This window comes from Micromonospora sp. NPDC047620, assembly GCF_043205005.1.
In the GTDB taxonomy this organism is placed as follows: Bacteria; Actinomycetota; Actinomycetes; order Mycobacteriales; family Micromonosporaceae; genus Micromonospora.
This window is the reverse complement of record NZ_JBIDDG010000013.1, coordinates 65,983-84,971: the sequence shown is the minus strand read 5'-3', so window position 1 is coordinate 84,971 and position 18,989 is coordinate 65,983. Positions and strand designations below refer to the sequence as shown.

Below are 18,989 nucleotides of genomic sequence, written 5' to 3'. Positions count from 1 at the left end.
CCCGAACGTCAGCTGGTGACGTCCTTGCGGGTGAAGCGCCAGAAGGCGAGACCCCAGAACAGCGTCGCGTAGCTGATCGCCGAGATGGCGCCGCGTACCACGTCGTCGGTCTGCACCGGCGTCGACAGCAGCCCCAGCCAGGCGGTGCTGAAGTGGGTCGGCAGGAACGCGCGCAGCGCGCCGAGCGCGGTGATCTGGTCGAGGATGCTGGAGAGGATCCACAGCAGCACCGCGCCGCCGACCGCGCCGAGCGCGGCGTCCGTGACCACCGACAGCAGGAACGCCAGGCCGGCCACGACCAGGAGTACGACGGCCAGGTAGCCGAGCACGCCCAGCAGCCGCAGCAGCCCCTCGCCCGGTTCGAGCTGGGCGGCGACGGTGCTGCGCAGCGGCTCCCACCCGTAGCGCAGGGTGCCGATCAGCAGGGCCGTGCCGGCGAGCAGCGCCAGCGCCAACGCCGAGTAGACGAGCGCGACCAGCAGCTTCACCGTCAGCAGCCGGGCCCGGGGCACCGGTATCGCCAGCAGGTAGCGCAGGCTGCCCCAGCTCGCCTCGCTGGCCACCGTGTCGCCGAAGAACAGCGCCACCACCACGACCAGCAGGAACGACGCCGAGACGAAGATGGTGAACAGGGTGAAGTTCAGCCCGCCCGAGGTGGCGAACTCGACCAGGCTGCCGAACTCCCCGCGCCCGTTGTCGTCGTCGTCGCCCGTGTCGAACTGGAAGGCGATCAGGATGATCAGCGGCAGCAGCACCATGAACCCGAGCGCGAGCTGCGTACGCCGCCGGGATGCCTGCCGCCGGAACTCGGCGCCGAACGGCAGGGTGGCCGACGGCCGGTAACCCGCCGCCGCGCCCACCGTGGGTGACGTCCCCACCATCATCGGTCCCCGCTTCCCCGAGAGTTCTCACCGACCAGGGCGAGGAACGCGTCCTCCAGGCGGCGCCGCGGCACCACCCGGTCCACCCCGATGCCGGCCCGGACCAGCTCGGCGACCACCTCGCTGCGGGCGGTCCCGTTGGTGTCCACCACGAGCTGGCCCTCGCCGTCGGGAAGCACCCGCACCCCGTGCAGGCCGTCCAGCACCGCCCGGGCGGCGGCCGGGTCGGTCACCTCGAAGAGCACGCTCGGCGACTCGCCGACGATCTCCTCGACCGGCCCGGAGGCGACGATCCGGCCCTTGTTCACCACCACCGCGTGCGTGCAGGTCTGCTCCACCTCGGCCAGCAGGTGGCTGGAGACCAGCACCGCCCGGCCGTCGGTGGCGTAGCGCTGGAGCACCCGGCGCATCTCCGCGATCTGCGGCGGGTCGAGCCCGTCGGTCGGCTCGTCCAGCACCAGCAGCTCGGGCAGGCCCAGCATGGCCTGCGCGATGGCGAGGCGCTGCTTCATGCCGTGGCTGTAGTTCTTGATCCTGCGGTGCACGGAGTCACCCAGGCCGGCGATCTCCAGGGCCTCGTCGAAGTGCGCGTCCTCGGCCGGCCGCCCGGTGGCCCGCCAGTACGCCCTCAGGTTCTCCAGGCCGGACAGGTGCGGCAGGAAGCCCGGCCCCTCGACCAGCGCGCCGATCCGGGACAGCACCGGCGAGCCGGGTACCAGCCGGTGCCCGAAGACGTAGATCTCGCCGGCCGTGGGCTGGGTCAGCCCCATCAGCACCCGCAGCGTGGTGGTCTTGCCGGCGCCGTTGGGGCCGAGCAGGCCGACGACCTGGCCGGGGTGCACCTCGAAGTCCACGTTGGAGACGGCGACGAAGCCGTCCGCGTACTCCTTGCGGAGCTGCCGCACGGCGAGCGGGACGCCCGCGTACGCCGGGTGGACGGAGCTGTCCTGGCGGCGGTGCCGGCGGCGGGCCACGGTCACGACCGCGACGAGCCCGACCACGATCGCGGCGACCAGCCCGACCAGCACCCACCGCCACACCGTGGCGGCGGTGGGGATCGGCTCGCCGGCGACGGTCGGCAGGCCGACCGCGCCCCCTGCCGCGACGGTGTGGACGGTGGGCTCGACCGGGGTGGCGTACGCCTGGTCGGAGGTCGCCACCACGACGCGCAGCCGATGTCCCGCCTCGACGCGACGGACGATCGCCGGCAGCGTGACGGTGACCGGCTGCGCCGCCTCGATCTCGCGCGGCAGGCCGGTGAGCCGGACCGGGGCGACCAGGCCGTTGGGCAGGGTGGCCGCGCCGTTGGGGTCGACGTCGTAGAGCTTGACGAAGAGCACCGCCTCGCCGGTCGGCGACGCCGCCCGGATGTCCACGGTCGGCGCGCCCACCACGTCCACCGCCTCGGCCAGCGGCTCCGACTCGAACCGGGCGTGCTGGCCGGGGATGTCCCCGGCGACGCCGCCGAGCAGCGACGACAACTCGCCGGCGAAGGGCACCGAGGAGATGGCGGCGGGGTTGCCGGCCGGCGGATTGGCGACCGGCTGGGCCGGGCCGGCCACCGGGACGTCGCGGCGGGCCGTGCCGGCGACGCCCGGGTAGTCGGCGGTGCGGTAGCCGGTGGCCACCAGACCCCGGTCGAGGGCGTCGAAGCCGGCGATGCGGGACCAGGTGAAGTCGTCCCCCGGGGCCTCGCTCTCGCCCTTGACGTAGTGGTCGAGCCACTGGACGGTCAGGAACCTCACCCGGTCGGAGTCGGTCTTCGGGCCCTCGCCGCCGTCGTGCCCGCCGGTGAACCAGGCCACCCGCACGGGGGTGCCGGCGGCGGCGATGCCGCGCGCGTTGGCGTCCGCCTCGCCGAGCGGGAAGAGGGTGTCCGCCGCGCCCTGCACCAGCAGGGTCGGCGCCTTGATCCGGTCGAGCACGCCGGCCGGGCTGGAGCGGCGCAGCAGGTCCACGGCGGCCTGGTCGGCCCGGCCGCTGGTGGCGATCCGCAGGTACGCGGAGCAGATGTCGGCGGCGAACCGGCCGCACGACGGGTCGGCGGCCCCGGCCGGCGCCCGCCCCGGACCGGTTCCCGGGCCGGCGCCCGGCCCCGGGCTGGGCGGGCCGGCGGAGGCGGGCGCCCCCTCGGGCTGCGCGGCGCCGGCCCCGGAGAGCCCGGCCGGCCCGGAGCCGGCGTTGCCGCCGCCACCGAAGAAGAGGCCGGCCCAGCCGGACTTGAAGACGCCCTCGGTGGGCTGCTTGCCGGTGCTCTCGGGCAGGAAGGAGCGGGACAGGTCGTGCCAGGTGATCATCGGGACGATCGCGTCGACGCGCTGGTCCTGTGCCGCGAGCAGGAGCGCCAGGCCGCCGCCGTACGAGCCGCCGACCACGCCGACCTTCGGGTCGCCCGCCGCGTCGGTGCGGATCTCGGGGCGGGCGGCGAGCCAGTCCAGCAGGCGCTGGGCGTCCCGGACCTCGTAGTCCGGGTGGTCCAGGTGGATCTGCCCGCCGCTGCGGCCGAAGCCGCGCGCCGTCCAGGTGAGCACCGCGTAGCCGCGCCCGGCGAACTCCTCCGCATCGGCGCGGACGGACTCCTTGGTGCCGCCGAAGCCGTGCGCCAGCAGCACCGCCGGCACCCGGCTCGCCGCCGAGGCGCCCTCCGGCAGGTAGAGCGTGGTGTCCAGGTCGACGGGCTGGTCGCCGGCCGGTCCGGAACGGACGGTCAGCATCGCCGGCTCGGCGCGGACGTCCGGCCCCTGCGGGACCACCGCCCAGGTCACGGCGGCGGCGAGCAGCACGACGGCCGCCGCCGCGGCGACCGCGCGCCGGCGGGTGGGCAGGGCACGCCGGATCCACGCGGCCGACGACGGCGATCTCATGCGGCACACGGTACGGCCCGAACCCTGAGCGTTGGCTGAGATCCTCCGTACGGGCGTCCGGTTGGTCCGATCGGCGGCCGGACCGGTGCGGCCGCCGCGGATGCAGACCCTCCCAGGGAGACGAATTCGTATCACGTGAATTCCGATTTTCGGCGAGAAATCCCCTCCGATCCATCCATGCCACGCTCCCGAACGGCACCCAGCGTGGCCGGTGGCGGGACGAACGGTCACCTGGCGCCTCATGACGGAAAGCTGACCGTTCGACGACCGGATCACCCGTCGCTGTTCGGTTAATTTCCGGTCCGGTGCACGGGACTCCACGGTCGATACCCGACCGGGCCACCCGGCGAGGAAGACCTGGGTTGGCCGGGGGGTCGACCCGTTCACGTGAAGGGGGCGGTCGTGATGAGAGGTGGACTGGACGAGACACTGGCCCGGTTGGCCCGGCGCGAGGAGGCGCTGCGCCGGCGGGCCGCCGACCAGGGCGGGGCGGCGGACGGGGAGGCCGCCGCACCGCCGGCAGCGCCGGACGGGGTGGCCCGGGCCCGCGCCCAGGTCCGCACGTCGCACTCGGAGCAGCTCGCCGACGGTCGGGGCGAGGCCCGCAACGCCGGGCCCGGCTGGGGCGACGCCCGACGGGCCGGCGAGCCCCGCGACCCGGTGGCGGAGGTCGCCGACGCCGTCCGCCGGGTGGTGATGGGCCACCCCGGCATGGCTGTCACCATTCGGGTCGAGCACGACCGGAAGGCGTACCCGCTGCGGATCGCCTGGACCGGCACGGGCGTGACGGTCGGCGCGGAGACGCCGGCCGGGCCGCCGCCGGCGGGGCCGGCGTCGGGCGGGACGCCGCCGGCCTGGACGCCCGGCCGGAAGGGGCTGAGCGCCGACCCGGCGGCGCGGCTGACCGAACTGCTCCGCGGCGACCCGTCCCTGCTCGACGACGGTTCGGGCGGGTAGACAGCGCGTCGTGCGGGAGCGCGGCGCAGGGCTGCCTGCCTCGGAGCGCGACGGGTGCCGGATGACATCGGGAGCTAGGGTCGGGCGGTGGCGGAACCCGACCTGACCCTGACCGCGAGCCTGCGGCCGGCCGCGCTGGACGCCCGACGGGGCATCGTCCGGCTGCATCCGGAGGTGCTCACCGCGCTGGCGCTGCGCCCAGGCGACCCGGTGCGCCTGGCCGGCCGGCGGGTCACCGCCGGGATCGTCGCTGCCGACCCGACCGCGAGCACCGCCCTGCTCCACGCCGACGACCTGATGCTGGGCAACCTCGGCGTCCGCGACGGCGGCCAGGTGACGGTGAGTCCCCTCCCGGTCACCGCGGCCCGCCGCGTGGCCCTCGCCGGGCCGGCGCCGGTCGCCGCCGTGGTCTCCCCCGAGATGCTCCGGTTGGCCCTGCTCGGCAAGGTGGTGACGACCGGGGACGACGTGTCGCTGCTGCCGCAGGACGTCCTGCCCGACGCCTCGGTACGCAGCCTGGTGGAGGCCGCCCGACGCAGCCTCTCCAACAGCGTCGGCTACGCCTGGACCAGCACCCTGCTCACGGTGGTCGCCGCCGAGCCCGGCACCGGCTCCCTGGTCACCATGGACACCGTCGTCGGCTGGGAACACGGCCCGGCGACCCACGGCTCCACCGGCGCGGCGGGCTCGCCGGTCGCCCGGGCCGCCGGCGCGGCGGGCGGGTCCGGTCAGGCCGCCGGCGCGGCAGGCCCCGGCCGGGCCGCCGGACCCGGCAGCGCCCCGGGGGGCGGGCCGGCGCACGTCGGCGCGGCCGACCTGGGCACCGGCGGCCCTGCCGCCCGGCGTGAACCGGCGACCGCGGACGTCACGAGCCGGGCCGGCGCGGGCGACGGCGCCACGAAGGCGGACGAGGAGGCCGCGCCCTCGGTGGACGAGCTGCCCGGGCTGCGATCCCAGGCCGAGGAGCTGACCGAGCTGCTCGACCTCGGCTTCCACCACCGCGAGGTGCTCGGCCGGCTGGGCACCACCGTCTCGCTGGGCGTACTGGTCGCCGGGCCGGCCGGCTCCGGCAAGGCGGCGCTGGTGCGCGCCGTGGCCGCCCGGGTCGGGGCCCGGGTCTGCCCGCTCTGGGCGCCCGAGCTGGCCGCACTGACCAACCAGGCCGCCGCCGACCGGCTGCGCGCGGCAGCGGCCGAGACGCAGGCCGGCGGGCCGGCGGTGCTGCTGGTCACCGACGTGGAGGCGCTCGCCCCGGCCGACGGGCCGGGACCGGTCGCCACCGTGTTCCGCCAGGTGGTCGCCGAGACCGTCCGGGCCGGCGCGGCGGTGGTCTGCACCACCGGCCGGCCCGAGGCCGTCGACCCGGCGCTGCGCGCCCCGGACCTGCTCTCGCTGCGGATCGGCGTCCCGCTGCCGGACCCGGCGCTGCGCCGGGACCAGTTGACCGTGCTGACCCGGCAGGTCCCGCTCGCCGAGGACGTGCGGCTCGACGAGGTCGCCGGGCGTACCCCCGGCTTCGTCGCCGCCGACCTGGCCGCGCTGGTGCGCGAGGCCGGGGTGCGCGCCGCGCTGCGGCAGAAGTCGGCCGAGACGCCGACGGTCGCGATGGCCGACTTCACCGCCGCCCTGGAGGTGGTCCGGCCGACCACCATGGCGGCGTCCACCCTGGAGCTGGCCTCGGTGACCCTCGACGACGTGGGCGACCTAACGGAGGTCAAGGAGACGCTGACCGAGTCGGTGCTCTGGCCGCTGACCTACCCGGACACCTTCGCCCGGCTCGGCGTGCAGCCGCCACGCGGGGTGCTCCTCTACGGCCCCCCGGGCTGCGGCAAGACCTACCTGGTCACCGCGCTGGCCGGGTCGGGCCGGGCGAACGTGCTCTCGGTCAAGGGCGCGGAGCTGCTGTCAAAGTGGGTGGGCGAGAGCGAGCGCGCCGTCCGCGAGCTGTTCCGCCGGGCCCGCGAGGCCGCGCCCACGCTGGTCTTCCTCGACGAGGTGGATGCGCTCGCGCCGGTGCGCGGCCAGGCCAGCGACGGCGGTACGACAGACCGCGTGGTCGCCGCGCTGCTCACCGAGCTGGACGGGGTGGAGGCGCTGCGCAACGTGGTGGTGGTCGGCGCGACGAACCGGCCCGACCTGGTGGACCCGGCGCTGCTGCGCCCCGGTCGGCTGGAACGGCTGGTCTACGTGCCGCCGCCGGACGGGCCGGCGCGGGCGGAGATCCTGCGCGCCGCGTCGCGGAACGTGCCGCTGGCGCCGGAGGTGGACCTGGCGGCGCTGGGCGCGGAGCTGGACGGCTTCTCGGCGGCGGACTGCGCCGCGCTGGTGCGGGAGGCGGCGCTGGCGGCCATGCGGGAGTCGCTGACCGCCTCCACGGTCACCGCCGCGCACGTGGCGACGGCCCGCTCCCGGGTCCGCCCGTCCCTGGACCCGACCCAGGTCGCCTGGCTCGCGGCGTACGCGGAGAAGCGCGGTAGCTGACCGACGGACGGTTCGGTCAGCCGTCTCGGTGCGCAATCCGGATACTCGAACGCCCTATCGCACGTCCAAGAAGAGAACGCCCGCCCCGGGTAGGGACGGGCGCTCGCGCGTCTGCGGTCGGTCAGACCCGCTCGGCAACCTGGGCAACGAAGGCCCGCCAGGCAGTCAGCGGGAAGGCGAGGGCCGGACCGGTCGGATCCTTCGAGTCCCGGACGCCCACGACGCCGGGAAGGTTGTCGGCAACCTCAACGCAGGCCCCGCCGTTGGTGGAGGAGCGGGACGACTTCCGCCAATGAGCACCCGTCATGTCCATGTCTTTGCCGCTTCCTTGAGTATGTCGAGGGTCAAGCCGAGCGGAAGAGCGCCGCCTCGGACCGCGTCCCACGACAGTCCCAGGCTAGCAATCCCCGCCGGCTGCTCTACGATCTGCGCCGCTAGCTGATTGTCCACGTATCCCGCACGTGATCCGTCCGGCAGATCGGCGAGAATGAACGCGCCGGCCAGGCCCGAGTACATGCCAGAGGACGTCGGAACGATGTGCAACTGGATATGTGGTTGCTCAGCGCACGTCACCAGGTGTTCGAGCTGTTCGGCCATCACGCGCGCATCACCACACGCGCGCCGGACGACCATCTCGTCTAGGACCACGAAGAGCTGCGGGCCCGGGTCGCGAGCGAGAACGGCTTGCCGTTCCATCCGTGCCGCGACGCGCTGGTCAAGCTCCGATGTGGGCACGCGCGCCGCACGGAAGGTCGCACGGGCGTAGCCCTCGGTCTGAAGTAGACCAGGCACGAAGGCGTGTTCGTACCAGCGGAGCGCCGTCGCTTCGCGCTCTATCTCGATCCACTCACGCAGCCAGATCGGCGCGGCATCACCCTTCACCAGCTCGTTCCAGAGCGTTGCGAAGTAATCGTCCGTGCCCAGTGCCCCATCGACGGCCGTCAGGTAGGCCAGCGTCGGCGGCTTCACTCCGGTCTCGATCGCACTCACTTGGGAGTCCGAACAGAAGACCCGCTCGCCTAGCTGGGCTTGTGTCAGCCCGGCGGATGTGCGGCGTCGCCGTAGCTCGCGAAGCAGGTACTCAGACGGCGAGATTCCCACGGTTTCCACGCCCTTCCACGACTTTCCACACCGTTCCCCGCCCGCCCTGACCTGGGCCGCTGCGCTCCGCAATCGAGCGGTGGCTATTCCGAGCGTAGGGGCCCGGCGTCCAGGGTGGAAGGACAGACGGCGCGGCCGGTGGAGGCGACCCGAGGCCCGGCGGTCGTGCCAGTCGTGGGGCCGCTTCGACGGGAGGGCGGGGCGGCCCCCTCCAACAGATCAAGGAGGCCCTCGTCGTGCTAATCCGGTTCTGGCGCTGCAAGCCCGCGCCGACGTCGTCCCCTCTTCCGCGTCGGGTTCCACCCAACGAACGTCCGAACTGGGCGACGGCTCCGACCACGGTCTTCCCGACCAACGACCCCGGTCGCGCCGGGAACCTGACCCGCGCCCGGCAGTGGCGCGCGAACGGGGGCCAGTGGTGAGCCTGGTCGTCGGTCACGTCATCCGAGTCCCCGAGGACTCCTATCGCTTCGGCACCGGCCCGCTGACGCTGCACATCTCCGAGGTCGTCAGCCGCGGAGAGTTCGAGGGCGCGACATGGGCCGAGCTGAAGGGCCGCGAGGTACGCGAGGACGGATCGCTCGCCGTCCGAGAGCGGTACGCCTTCGTCCGCGTCGACCGTGTCCAGCCCGTGGAGCGGTCACTGTGACCCGCCGCCCCGAACACCTTCCGTCCCGCCCCACCTGGCGGTGCACCGCCTGCGGCATCGCCTGGCCCTGCTCACCCGCGAAGCTGCGCCTCCTCGCCGAGTACCGGCAGGATCGCACGGCCCTGCTGGTCTACCTGGCGACCTTGCAGGCCGAGGCCGCGGGACAGCTCGCCGGTCTGGACAGCGGTACGCCATCGGACAGGCTGGCCGAGCGCTTCACCGGCTGGGCCCGCCCCCGGTAACCGGCCTCCCGACCGTCCGCCCCGGCGTCCGCCTCCTTCCCCGTGGGAGCCCCGGGGCGGGCTGTGTCAGTCGGTGGGCAGCAGGGGGCCGAGCGGGCCCAGGTCGAGGTTGAGGTCCTCGGGGGCCAGGCCGAAGTACTCGCGCAGGCCCGTCATCTGCTCCTCCAGCGCCATCAGCGTCGTGCCGATCCGCTCGACCTGCTCCTCGGTGAGGTCGCCGAGGTCGACGCGGCGCAGCGCCTGCCGCTCCATGAGCTGCCGCAGCAGCTCGATCACGGTGAGCACGAGGCTGGCCAGCCCCCGTTCGACGGAGTCCCGGTCGACCGCGAGCCGGCGGTCCAGCGGGGTCACCCGGGGCGGCTGCCACCGGGTGTCGCCCAGCGCGGCGGCCAGTTCGGCGGCCTCGTCCCGGCGGGTCCCGGCACCTGGGGCGGTGATGCCGCCGCCGTCCGGGGCGGTCATGCCGGTGCCCCCGGTGACGAGGCGGCCTCGGCCACGGCGGCGTCCCGCAGCTCGGGCGGGGCGAGCGCGCCGACGGAGGCGACCAGGGCGCGCAGGGAGATCCGGACCAGGTCGACGTCGGCGATGGCGATGGTGATGTCGCCGCTGATCACCACGCCGGTGGCGAGGACCCGGTCCAGCAGGTCCACCAGCGCCACCGGCCGGTAGGCCAGCGGGTCGTCGGCGCTGCTCGGCGCGAGCGAGGTGGTCACCACGCCGGCCCCCGGGCGGTCGGCGCGCCGGCTCGGCGGGCGGTCAACACGCCGGCTCCCGCACGGTGAGCGCCGGCTCCCGCACGGTGAGCGCCGACTCGGGCGGTCGCTCCTCCGCGAAGGAGTACGGCGGCCACGGGCCGGTCAGCTCCAACCGGATCTCCGGGTGCCGCGCGGCGAGCGTGTCGACCAGCCGGCTGAAGGCGGCGAGCGTCTCCTGCCCGACCAGGTACGCCCCGTTGAGCACCATGGCGGTGGGCGCGCCGGAGAGCCGGCGGTCCTGTGGCGGGTGCCGCCGGGCGGCCACCGCGTGCCCGGCGAGGGCCGCGTGCACGGCGGCGGCGGCATCGGCGGCGATCCGCTGCCCCTCCTCCCGGGCGGTGAGCTGGGCCCGGCGCCGCCGCAGGTACGCCGCCCCGGCCCCGCCCGACCCCCCGGGCTCCGCCGCCCGGGGCGTGGCGCCGGGCACGACGTAGCCCTTGACGCCCCACTCGTCCCGGCCGGCGAGCCGGTCGAGCAGGGCGGTCAGCTCGGTCCGGCGGGCGGCGAGCTGGCCCGCCACCCGGGCGTCGTCGTGGTGCACGGTGGCCAGCCGGGCGGGCACCACCGCGCCGGCCCGGGACAGCGCGGCCACCACCGCGTGGTGCGCCCGGGCCGCGCGCTCCAGCCAGGCCAGGTTCTCCAGGTTGCGGCGCAGCGCCTCCTCGCCGTACTCGGTCAGCGGCGCGGTGCTGACCACGGCGACCAGCCCGGCGGCCGGCACGGCGCGTACCGGCGCGCCGTCCATCCCGGCGGTCGCGGCGAGCATGGCCCGGTCCGCCTCCCGCGTCACGCCGTGCAGCCACACCCCGGCGTCCAGGTACGCGGCCGGGCCGGTGGACGCGAGGTCAGCCGTCGATCTCATCCCACTCCTCCCTCCGGGCGGCCCGCCGGGCGACCCGGGGGCGACGCTCCGCCTCCACCTGCTCCGGGTCCCGCGGGCCGGGCTCGACCGGCGGCCTCGCCCGAGAGCTGAGCCACGGGTCGTGCTCCCACCAGTCGATGCCGATCTGCCGTGCCGTGTCGACGGAGGCGATGACCAGCCGCAGCTTGAGCGTCAGCAGCTCGATGTCGAGCAGGCTGACCCGGATGTCGCCGGCGATCACGATGCCCCGGTCGAGCACCCGTTCCAGGATGTCGCCGAGGTTGGCCGGCTCGTGCCCGGCCGGCAGGACCTGGCCGGAGTTCTGCACCACCGGTGGCGGTTGCATGGTCATCTCAGCCCACCTCGCCCTTCCCGCGCTGGTAGCGCCGCACCCGCCGGTAGCCGAGCAGGCCGCCCTCCAGGTCCAGCTCCACCTCGTAGAGGCCGAGCAGGTCGGTGGAGGCGGGGATCCGGCGATCCTCGATCACCTCCACCCCGACCAGCCAGCCGTCCCGCACCGACTCCAGCGAGGTGGCCCCCACCGGGTCCCGGCCGGTCAGCTCGACGATCTGCCGCATCCCCTCGCGGGCGGCCTCGGCGGCCGAGATCGGTTCGAGGTACTCCTCCTCGTCGTCGTACCGGTCGTCGTCCGGCTCGTTCCTACGCGCCCGGCCGCCGTCGCCGCGGATCCGGTCCGCCATGCCGCTCACCTCCCTCGCCGCCGTCGCGCGGCACCCGCCGCGCCCGTTCCGCGCCGGCCTCCCGGCGGGGCTCGCCGACCCGCCGCCGGGCGACGGCCCGGCCCGGGTCACGGCCCCGGCGGCCCCGGGGCGGAGCGGGCCGGCGGGCGCCGCCGGTCAGCCGCTCCAGCACCTGCTGCTGCCCCCGGTCCCGCTCCACGGCGGTGATCTCCCCGGCGGCCTCCGCCGCGTCCAGCGCCTCCAGCTCGCGCCGGACGTCGACCGGGTTGCGCTGCCGCGACTCCGCCTCCCGGGCGATCACCTTGACCACGGCGGTCAGCCCCCGCACCGGCGTGTACGGCAGGGTCAGCAGCGTCCAGAGAATGTCCACGGTCACTCCACCAACTGGTGGGCGCTGACGAAGTCGTACGGGGCGAGCGGGCCGAGCAGGCGCGTGCGGAGCAGCTCCCGGCGCTGCTCGGCGTACTCCTCGACGGCCGCGACGAACTCGTCCTCCCGGTCCCGCTCGACCAGGAAGGCGGCGTTCGCCGCGTCCCACTCGTCGCTCGGCGGTCGCAGCGCGCTCGCCACGACGAGCAGGCCGAGAGCGTCGACGAGCTGCCGGTTCTCCGCCTCGCGGCGCAGCTCCACCGCCTGGCTGATGCTCTCGCCGAGCCGGATCCGCTGCGGCCGGGTGGCCGCCTCCGGCTGCCCGCGCACCTGGTCGGCCAGCTCGGCCGCGGCCGGGTTCTCCGCCAGGATCTCCCCGATCAGCTCCGGCTCGTGGTAGCGGCCGTGCACGACGTACTGGATCCGCCCCTCGAACTCGTCGAGGGCCGCGGCGAACCGTTCGTGGTGCGCCCCCAGCAGGTCGGCCACCGCGTCGGGGCCGGTGACGACCGTGCCGAAACGCACCGGCAGCACCGGGGCCACGGCCGCCGTGCCGTCCACGAGTTCCTGGTACGCGGTCAGGTCCGCCGGCCGGCCGATCGGCTCGGTCAGGCTCACCTCGCTGACCAGCGCGGCCAGCTCGCCGTGCCGGATCGCGGCCACCTCCCCGGGCGGGTCGCCGATCCCGGCGGCGTCCGGGGTCGGCTCCACGTCGGAGGGCACGATGCCGTAGATGAACAGTCCGGTCTCCTCGGCCATCTCAGCGCTCCTCGTCCCGGCGGCGCCGGTCGCGGTCCCGGTCCCGGTCGCGGTCGCGGTCGCGGTCGCGGTCGTCGGAGCCGAGTTCGCCGACGGCGTCCCGGACCGCACCGCCGATCGCACCGACGGTCTTGCCGATCCCGGACGCCGCCTTGCGGGCGCCGACCGCCCCGGAGGCACCCTCGACCAGGTCGGGCAGCCCTTTCTGCCCCTTCGGCGTGATGTCGAACCGGTCGACCGCCTCGGCGAAGCGCAGGTACGTCTCCACGCTGGCGATGACGATCCGGGCGTTGATCTCCAGTAACTGGATGCCGACCACGGCGACCGACACCTGTGCGTCGATCACCACGCCCTTGTCCAGGACCGTCTCGACGACGTCGGCCAGGTTGGAACCCGCTCCGCCGCGCTCCAGCACGCCGCCGGCCTGATCCTCACTCGTTGCGATCGTCACTCCCGCTCCTCCCGCCGACGGCGGACCACGGGCCGGCGGGTCGCCTCCGGGGCGCGTCGCGGCCGGGGCTCCTCGCGGGGCAGGGGCTCCTCGCGAGGCTGCGGGCGCCGGGCCCGCTCCGGGACGCGGCGACGCGGCGGCTGTTCCTCCTCTGGCTCCTCCTCGTACTCGTCGTAGTCGCCCTCGACGTACTCGTCCTCGTACGCCTCCTCGGCCGGACGGCGCCGCAGCGGCGGCCGACGGCGGCCACGCTCGGCGGGCCGGCGCTCCGCGCGCGGCTCCTCCTCGGCCTCGTCCTCCGGCTCCGGTTCGGGCTCGCGCCGGCCTCGCTCGCGCTCCGGTCGCCGCCGCCCGCGCTCCTCCCGCTCGGGCTGCTCCCGCTCCTCGCGCAGGGCGGTCTCGTGGTCCCTGACCACCTGCCCGTCCTCGATCTCGCCCCGCCATCCCTGCACCGAGTCCGGGTCGAGGATGGTCTGCGTCATCACGTGCCGGACGAAGTGCTTCAGCTCCAGCCGGACGCGGCGGCCCTGCGCGCGCCACAGGTTGCCGGTGTGCTCGAAGAGCCCCTGCGGGTGGTACTCCAGCACGACCAGGATCCGGGTCAGGTCGGGCGACAGCTCGTGGAAGCTGACCGTGCCGTCGACCGAGCCCTTCTCGCCCTTCGAACGCCAGTGGATCAGCTTGTCGGGGATCTGCCGGACGATGGTCGACTCCCAGGTGCGGTGCGACCAGAAGACCTGCGCCTTCCAGGTCAGCTTCTCGTCCGCCTCGGTGTCGGCGTTCTCGACCTTCTTCATGAAGCTCGGGAAGTCGCCGAACTGGGTCCACTGGTTGTACGCGACCCGGACGGGCACGCCGACCTCGATCGCCTCCACGATGTTGGTGACCTTGAGCTTCTTCCCCCCGCCCTTGCCGCCCTCGCCGCTCCGGCCGAGAGCCGACATCACCTTCTCCTTACCGCCGGCCAGCCCGGCATGCACCAGCGCCCTCACCGGCGAGCCGCCCTCGGCGAGCTTCTGCGCCCCCGTCGCGGCGGCGATCAACCCGGGACCGCCACCCTGCTTCGCGTAGTCGCTGAGGCGTCCGGTCGCGCCGGTGATCCGCTCCGTCACCACCTGCACGGCGCGTTCGCCGATGGCGCTCGCCAGGTTCCGCGCCTCGCCGGCGAGCTGGCCCCGGACCTTGTCGCCGAGGCCGCCGGGGATCGTCGTGTCCGCCATGGTCACCGCCCCCGCTGGTCGGCGTCGGTGTCGGCGCCCCGGTCCGGCCGGTCGTCGTCCGACCTGCCGCCGGGCGCGGCGGCGCCGCCCTTGCGGCGCAGCGCGTCGGCCGAGCCGCGCAGCTTGCCGCTGAGCGCGTCGATGCCACTGCCGGCGGCGGCGGTCGCGGCCGCCTTGGAGGCGGCGGCGAGCGGTCCGCCGAGCCGGCCGAGGTTGGCCAACTGGGGGGACGACTGAAGCAGGTTGCCGCCCGCCCTCAACAGCCCGCCCGGCTCCCGGCTGGCGCGGCCGGCCGCGACCGCGGCGGCCAGGGTGAGGGCGGTACGCAGCTTGCGCCGGCGGCCGAGCAGATAGCCGAAGCCCACCGCGAGCCCGATTCGTGCTCCGCTGTTCATCAGTTCTCCTTCGCTCCCCGGAGCGGCAGACACATGACGGCAGCGGTCGAAATGGCCGCCGGGGATCAGCACGTGCCGGACCGCAATCAGGTGTCCCGTTCAATCGGACCCGGCGGGCAGTACCCGGTGGCCTATCGGCGAAACATTTCCGCCTTTTCCCGGAACCATTTCCGGAGCCCACGGCACGGCCCTCGCCAACCACACAAAGCGGGCAGTCGGACCGCTACGAGCAGCGAGAACCTCAGAAAGGAAAGACCTGACGAATGGTCGTCAGAAAGCGGGCGGCGTCGAATCGAGGCATATCTCGGCGTACACCTTGCCATCACCCTCGCGCAATTTCGCCCCGCACTTGGAGAGCACCGACAACGCCCCGTGATTGTCGACGGTGGTCTCCGCGACCACCAGTTGCATTCCGGCCGCCGCCGCCTCGTTCAGCAGCTCACGCAAAGCGGCCGGGCCGATGCCCTGGCCCCGGGCGGACCGGCCGAGCCACATCCCGGTCTCGACGGCGCCCGGCTCGTCGCGGCGGCTCATCCGGATCATGCCGACCACCTCGCCGCCGGCGAGGATCGCGTACATCTGGGTCCCGGTGGGGCCGCTCAGGCCGGCGAAGCTCGCCCGATGGAACTCGCGGAACGCTTCCCGGCGGGCGTGCGACCAGCCCGCCGGAGCCTCCACCGGCGGCATCACGTCGCCGGGCTCCGCCTCGGCAGCCGCTACGGAGAGCAACGGCTCCAAGTTCCGCTCGTCCACCGGCTCCAACCGGACCGTTCCCGCCACGTGCCGCAGTCTGCCGGCCCCACCGGCCCAAGTCCACCCCATCGAACTCCGACTGGCGGTCCGGCGGAAGGTACCGGCCGGTCGGACCCCATCGTGTTCCGCCTCACGCTCCGCTGTCGGCGGGCGCCCACCGGCGCCCCGGCCGCCCGTCCCGCGCGGGTCACGGGGCGTCGGCGTCGAACTCGCAGAGCACCACGGAGGCGTCGTCGGCCGGCTTGTGCCGGCGCAGCCGGTCCGGGTGGTCGCGCTCCGCCGCGCGTACCCGGTCCACCAGCGCGCCCGGGCCGTCGGCGCTCACCACGTCCAGCAGCCCCGCCCAGTCGAGCAGACCGAACTGCTCCACCACGGCCGACGCGCCGTCGCTGAGCAGCGCCGCCCGGTGTACGGCACCCGGCCCACGCAGCGGCAGCGTCCCGGTCACGGCGTGGAACGCCGCGTCCGGGTCGGCGGCCGCCACCCAGTAGCCGTGGGTCCGGTTCATCCGCTCCCGCTGCACGGCGACCGCCTGCCGGAACCGGGTGGCCCGGTCAGCCGGACCGGTCGGTGCCGCCGCCGTGGCCCGCAACTCCGCCATCGCGGCGTCCAGCCGGTCGTCGGTGACCACGGTCACCCGGCCGCCGGCCTCCAGCACCAGCGGGCTGTCGCAGAGCACCAGGTAGTCGAGGTGGTCGCCGCCGTCGCGCAACAGGCAGACCGTGCTCGACGGGGTGCCCGGGTGGTCCAGGTCGCACTCGTCGCCGTGGTCGGACCGGACGGCCAGGATCGCCGCCGCCAGGTTGCTCATCAGCGTCGCCGTCGGGCGGATCGCCTCGGCCAGTCCCAGCCGGGCCGCGAGGTGCCGGACGTACCAGGACGGCCCGTGCACGCAGCCGGTGTCGAAGCCCTCCGGCACGGTGGCGCCGTCCAGGACGCCGACCAGCGGCCCGAACCGGAAGACCAGGTCCTCGTTGACCGGCCGGCCGGGTGGCGGCGCGGACGCGGAGCGTACCCGCATCGTCCGCGCCGCCCCGACCACCCGGGTCGCCTCAGCGGCGACGGAGGTCGTCGGTGGCCGCATGCGCCTGCCCCTGCACGTCGTGGGCGGCCGACCGGCCCTGCTCCCGTACGGCCGACACGCCCCCGACGGCCGTGGAGCCCACCGACTGCGCCGCCCGCTGCGCCGGCCCGCGCATGTTGTCACGCAGGTTGTCGCGCATCTGGTGGCCGACCTGGCTCGCCTGCTGGCGCAACTGCCCGGAGTGCTCGGTCACCTTGCCCCTGGCCTGCCCGGCCAACTGCCGTTCGGGCCGGCTGGGCGGAATCAGCGACGAGACCAGCAGCCCGGCGCCGAAGGCGATCAGGCCGGCGGCGAGGGGGTTGCCCTGCGCCTGCTGGCGGGACTGCTGCCCCAGCGAACGGGCGTCGTCCCGCACCGACATGGCCGCGTGCGACATCTGCTCGCGGGACTGCTCCCCGAACGCCCGCGCCGACTCGGTCGCGTGCGACACGCGCTGACCGGCGCCGTGCCCGTCCGACTGCACGCCCATCACCTTCTCCCTGACCCGGGTGAGCGCGCCACGGGCCTGCCCGACGCGCTCACCGGCGACCCGTCGCGGGTTGACCTTGTCGGCCAGCGCGTCAACGTCGCTGCTCAGTTCGTTCCGGGTGTTCTCGATCTCCCACCGGATCCGGTCCGGATCGTTGGACATGATCTGCTCCCTCCCGGCTGGTTCACCGGCCTCGCACCGCGTTCGGCATCTCCCGTGCGGTCTGTCTCGTCCTGGGCAGCACCGAGCGGAGCTGCGCCATCTTCGTCCGCGCGTTGGCGAGCAGGCCACCGGCGACCGCGGCCCAGATGACGGCCACGATCAGCGCGGCCCAGCCCTGGTCCATCACGTTCGACAGCCCCCACCACAGCGCGTACGACACGAACAGCACCGTCAGGAAGCCGGCCAGTGCGGCACCGCCGAACATCCCAGCGGCCTTGCCCGCCCGGGTCGCCTCCTCGCGCAGCTCGGCCTTGGCCAGTTCGATCTCCTTGCGGACCAGCGTGGAGACGTCCCGGGTCACGTCGCCGAGCAGGTCGCCGACCGACGCCTGGGTCCGCTCCTTCTCCGGGGCGCTCACGGCGCCACCCCGCCCGGAATGTCCGGCCCCGGCCGGCCGGGCGGCGAGGCGTTGCGCACCCGGGCCATCCCGGTGTACGCCTCCTCGCGCGGGTACGCCTCGGTACGCGGGTACGCCGCCTCGGCCGTGTACGGCGCCTCGACCGCCCGCTCGTACGGCTGCGGCCCGCCCGTCCCGGGCTCGGCGCCCGGCGGCGGCGTCGACGGCTGGCCGGCGCCCCGCGCCCCGTCGCCGGAGGCGGTGAGGTTCCGGGTGAGCCGCCCCACGAGCACCCCGGCCACGGCCGCGCCGGCCAGGAAGGTCCCCGGGTGCCGGCGCGCGTACGACCGCACCTCGTCGACCACCGCCCCGGGCTCGCGTTCGTCGAGCCAGCCGGCCGCCTGCTGGGCGGCGTCCGCCGCGCGGCGGACCATCTGGGCGGCCATCCCGGAGTCCTCGCTCCGCTCCGCCATCGAGCCGAGTTCGCGCCCGATGCCGCGCAGCCCGTCGGCGGCCCGCCGCTGCTGCGCCTGGGCCTGGTCGCGCAACTGCGTACCCGCCTCACCGGTCAGGTTCCGCGCCTGCCGCCGGGCCTCGGAGGCGACCTGTCCGCCCTGTTCCGCGGCGGCGTGCGCGATCTGCCCGCCGGCCTGGGCCGCGTGGTGCCCGACCCGGGATGCCTGCTGCCGGGCCTGCTGCCCGGTGCCGGTCGCACCGTCCGGTGGCCGGCTCGGGTTGATTCCCGTCATCGCCCGCTCCCTCCCCGGGCCGTAGGGTCACGGCCCGGAACGTGAACCAGCCGCGGGACGCGGCGGGTTCGTCAGCCGCCTACCCGCACGGCCCGTCGACATTCCGTCCCGCCGGTCCCGGCAGGACGGGAAACCGGACCGGGACGACCGACCCGGACGGAACCGGCCACGCGGCGGGACGGGGTCAGCGGCGGCGGTTGCGGGCCCGGGAGGAGCGCAGCCGGCGCAGCCGGCCGACCAGCACCGGCTCGGCGGCCAGCGCGGCCGGATTGTCCAGCAGCGCGTTCAGCAACTGGTAGTAGCGGGTGGCGGAGAGGCCGAAGGTGTCCCGGATGGCCTGTTCCTTGGCGCCGGCGTGCCGCCACCACTGCTGCTCGAAGGCGAGGATGCCCCGCTCCCGCTCCGTGAGCCCGCCGGCCGGCCGGTCGTCCGCCGGCGCGTCGGTCTCGCCGGTCGGCGTCCCCGCCGCACCCGCGCCCGGCCCGGCCGCCGTGCGGGGCTGCGGCACGGCCGGAACCCCGGGGTCGGAGCCCGACCGGGGCTGGGGGACGAGGGTGCCCGCGTCGCGCGCCTCGCCGGTCGCGTCCGCCCGGTCCGCCGTGGACGGCTCGGTGGCGGCCGGGGCGGCGTCGGCGGGCTGCATGGCGCTCCTCAGGGGCAGGCCGGCGGCACACCACGACGCCGACCG

General features: G+C 75.2%; 22 protein-coding genes and 2 pseudogenes. 4 read left to right on the top strand and 20 right to left on the bottom strand.

Annotated elements, in window-relative coordinates; translation table 11 throughout:
• Nucleotides 1-8: 8 nt before the first annotated feature.
• Complete coding sequence (locus tag ACGF5C_RS17865; RefSeq protein ID WP_393302913.1) at nt 9-884, bottom strand: ABC transporter permease; 876 nt, start codon at nt 882-884, stop codon at nt 9-11.
• Complete coding sequence (locus tag ACGF5C_RS17860) at nt 881-3,745, bottom strand: alpha/beta fold hydrolase (protein ID WP_393302911.1); 2,865 nt, start codon at nt 3,743-3,745, stop codon at nt 881-883. Before ACGF5C_RS17860 ends, ACGF5C_RS17865 begins: the two co-directional genes overlap by 4 nt.
• A 405-nt stretch (nt 3,746-4,150) precedes the next feature.
• Here ACGF5C_RS17860 and ACGF5C_RS17855 point away from each other — a divergent pair, with 405 nt between their 5' ends.
• The gene (locus ACGF5C_RS17855) at nt 4,151-4,702 is read left to right on the top strand and encodes a hypothetical protein (protein WP_393303128.1); all 552 of its coding nucleotides are present in this window, start codon (nt 4,151-4,153) and stop codon (nt 4,700-4,702) included.
• 87 nt (nt 4,703-4,789) lie between these two features.
• A complete protein-coding gene (locus tag ACGF5C_RS17850) occupies nt 4,790-7,183 on the top strand; it encodes an AAA family ATPase (protein WP_393302909.1) in 2,394 nt (797 codons plus the stop codon).
• Between the two features lie 121 nt (nt 7,184-7,304).
• Here the strand turns inward: ACGF5C_RS17850 and ACGF5C_RS17845 are convergent, their stop codons facing one another.
• Both ACGF5C_RS17845 and ACGF5C_RS17840 read right to left on the bottom strand, forming a co-directional pair.
• A complete protein-coding gene (locus ACGF5C_RS17845; RefSeq protein ID WP_393302907.1) occupies nt 7,305-7,496 on the bottom strand; it encodes a DUF397 domain-containing protein in 192 nt (63 codons plus the stop codon).
• Nucleotides 7,487-8,284 carry a helix-turn-helix domain-containing protein gene (locus tag ACGF5C_RS17840; protein WP_393303126.1) on the bottom strand — a complete coding sequence of 266 codons (798 nt, stop codon included), beginning with the start codon at nt 8,282-8,284 and terminating at the stop codon, nt 7,487-7,489. The genes ACGF5C_RS17845 and ACGF5C_RS17840 overlap by 10 nt, the downstream gene beginning before the upstream one ends.
• Nucleotides 8,285-8,702: 418 nt before the next feature.
• On the opposite strand from ACGF5C_RS17840, the gene ACGF5C_RS17835 reads away from it, so the two are divergent.
• Together ACGF5C_RS17835 and ACGF5C_RS17830 are read left to right on the top strand one after the other, a co-directional pair.
• The gene (locus ACGF5C_RS17835) at nt 8,703-8,933 is read left to right on the top strand and encodes a hypothetical protein (RefSeq protein ID WP_393302905.1); all 231 of its coding nucleotides are present in this window, start codon (nt 8,703-8,705) and stop codon (nt 8,931-8,933) included.
• Nucleotides 8,930-9,175 carry a flavin reductase gene (locus tag ACGF5C_RS17830; protein WP_393302903.1) on the top strand — a complete coding sequence of 82 codons (246 nt, stop codon included), beginning with the start codon at nt 8,930-8,932 and terminating at the stop codon, nt 9,173-9,175. Before ACGF5C_RS17835 ends, ACGF5C_RS17830 begins: the two co-directional genes overlap by 4 nt.
• A gap of 66 nt (nt 9,176-9,241) precedes the next feature.
• On the opposite strand, the gene ACGF5C_RS17825 is transcribed toward ACGF5C_RS17830, so the two are convergent.
• From ACGF5C_RS17825 to ACGF5C_RS17750, 16 genes and pseudogenes are all read right to left on the bottom strand, one after another.
• Nucleotides 9,242-9,637 carry a gas vesicle protein K gene (locus ACGF5C_RS17825; RefSeq protein ID WP_393302901.1) on the bottom strand — a complete coding sequence of 132 codons (396 nt, stop codon included), beginning with the start codon at nt 9,635-9,637 and terminating at the stop codon, nt 9,242-9,244.
• Nucleotides 9,634-9,888, bottom strand: coding sequence for a gas vesicle protein (locus tag ACGF5C_RS17820; protein WP_393264619.1), 255 nt, complete (start codon nt 9,886-9,888; stop codon nt 9,634-9,636). The genes ACGF5C_RS17825 and ACGF5C_RS17820 overlap by 4 nt, the downstream gene beginning before the upstream one ends.
• Nucleotides 9,889-9,931: 43 nt before the next feature.
• Entirely contained in the window at nt 9,932-10,792 is an 861-nt protein-coding gene (locus ACGF5C_RS17815) for a GvpL/GvpF family gas vesicle protein (RefSeq protein ID WP_393302899.1), read from the bottom strand.
• A gap of 154 nt (nt 10,793-10,946) precedes the next feature.
• Nucleotides 10,947-11,099 (bottom strand): annotated as a pseudogene (gene gvpJ / locus ACGF5C_RS17810) (gas vesicle protein GvpJ); the annotation flags it as partial.
• Nucleotides 11,100-11,145: 46 nt separating this feature from the next.
• Complete coding sequence (locus tag ACGF5C_RS17805) at nt 11,146-11,493, bottom strand: gas vesicle protein (protein ID WP_393302897.1); 348 nt, start codon at nt 11,491-11,493, stop codon at nt 11,146-11,148.
• Entirely contained in the window at nt 11,453-11,863 is a 411-nt protein-coding gene (locus ACGF5C_RS17800) for a gas vesicle protein GvpG (RefSeq protein ID WP_393302895.1), read from the bottom strand. Before ACGF5C_RS17800 ends, ACGF5C_RS17805 begins: the two co-directional genes overlap by 41 nt.
• Nucleotides 11,864-11,865: 2 nt before the next feature.
• Entirely contained in the window at nt 11,866-12,621 is a 756-nt protein-coding gene (locus ACGF5C_RS17795) for a GvpL/GvpF family gas vesicle protein (RefSeq protein WP_393302893.1), read from the bottom strand.
• A 235-nt stretch (nt 12,622-12,856) separates the two neighbouring features.
• Nucleotides 12,857-13,036 (bottom strand): annotated as a pseudogene (gene gvpJ / locus ACGF5C_RS17790) (gas vesicle protein GvpJ); the annotation flags it as partial.
• Nucleotides 13,037-13,068: 32 nt separating this feature from the next.
• On the bottom strand, nt 13,069-14,292 hold the full coding sequence (locus tag ACGF5C_RS17785; RefSeq protein ID WP_393302891.1) for an SRPBCC family protein: 1,224 nt from the start codon (nt 14,290-14,292) through the stop codon (nt 13,069-13,071).
• A 2-nt stretch (nt 14,293-14,294) separates the two neighbouring features.
• Entirely contained in the window at nt 14,295-14,687 is a 393-nt protein-coding gene (locus tag ACGF5C_RS17780; protein WP_393302889.1) for a hypothetical protein, read from the bottom strand.
• Between the two features lie 270 nt (nt 14,688-14,957).
• A complete protein-coding gene (locus ACGF5C_RS17775; RefSeq protein ID WP_393302887.1) occupies nt 14,958-15,467 on the bottom strand; it encodes a GNAT family N-acetyltransferase in 510 nt (169 codons plus the stop codon).
• A 160-nt stretch (nt 15,468-15,627) separates the two neighbouring features.
• On the bottom strand, nt 15,628-16,524 hold the full coding sequence (locus ACGF5C_RS17770) for a hypothetical protein (protein ID WP_393302885.1): 897 nt from the start codon (nt 16,522-16,524) through the stop codon (nt 15,628-15,630).
• Entirely contained in the window at nt 16,493-17,155 is a 663-nt protein-coding gene (locus ACGF5C_RS17765) for a DUF3618 domain-containing protein (RefSeq protein WP_393302883.1), read from the bottom strand. The genes ACGF5C_RS17770 and ACGF5C_RS17765 overlap by 32 nt, the downstream gene beginning before the upstream one ends.
• A 22-nt stretch (nt 17,156-17,177) precedes the next feature.
• A complete protein-coding gene (locus ACGF5C_RS17760) occupies nt 17,178-17,573 on the bottom strand; it encodes a phage holin family protein (RefSeq protein ID WP_363700859.1) in 396 nt (131 codons plus the stop codon).
• The gene (locus ACGF5C_RS17755) at nt 17,570-18,301 is read right to left on the bottom strand and encodes a hypothetical protein (RefSeq protein WP_393302881.1); all 732 of its coding nucleotides are present in this window, start codon (nt 18,299-18,301) and stop codon (nt 17,570-17,572) included. The genes ACGF5C_RS17760 and ACGF5C_RS17755 overlap by 4 nt, the downstream gene beginning before the upstream one ends.
• A 184-nt stretch (nt 18,302-18,485) precedes the next feature.
• Complete coding sequence (locus ACGF5C_RS17750; RefSeq protein WP_393302879.1) at nt 18,486-18,944, bottom strand: DUF3263 domain-containing protein; 459 nt, start codon at nt 18,942-18,944, stop codon at nt 18,486-18,488.
• Between the last annotated feature and the right edge of the window lie 45 nt (nt 18,945-18,989).